We start from the raw sequence: 470 nt of genomic DNA on the forward strand, positions 1-470 counted from the left end.
TCCTCGTCCCGGATGTTCCGGGACAGTGCCTCGACAGTGGCGGCGATCTCGTTGATCAGCTGCTCGCGGGTACCGAAGTGGTAGACCAGCACGTAGGGGCTGATGCCCAGGGCCTCGGCCAGGGTCCGGAAGGACAGGGAGGACAGTGGCTTGTCTTGCAGGTAGTCGATGATCTGTTCCATCAGCTCGGTCTTGCGACCCGGGTTCTTCGGTCGTGCCATGAGGTGACTCTATCCCCTGATGATGACAGGAATGTTTCGCCCGTGAGCACGTTCGGCGACCCGGTACCGGTCTCAGACGTCCCCCGCCCGGAAGTTCCAGCCGGAGGGTTTGTACCCGGAACGTCGGTCCGGGTGCCGGAGGCGCCCGGCGGGTCTGTCAGGGGCGGGACCGGCCGATTTTCCTGATCTGGCTCAGCGGCAGGCCGGAGGCTGCGGCCAGTTCCCGCGGCGGGATTCCCTGGGCCAGCC

General features: G+C 66.0%; 1 protein-coding gene. It reads right to left on the reverse strand.

Going from position 1 to position 470, the window contains the following annotated elements:
- On the reverse strand, positions 1 to 221 hold a 221-nt coding region (locus tag AC5RWU_RS24600), incomplete at its 3' end, for a TetR family transcriptional regulator (protein WP_493986785.1).
- Between the last annotated feature and the right edge of the window lie 249 nt (positions 222 to 470).

The organism is Arthrobacter sp. B0427-1-12 (assembly GCF_059092905.1).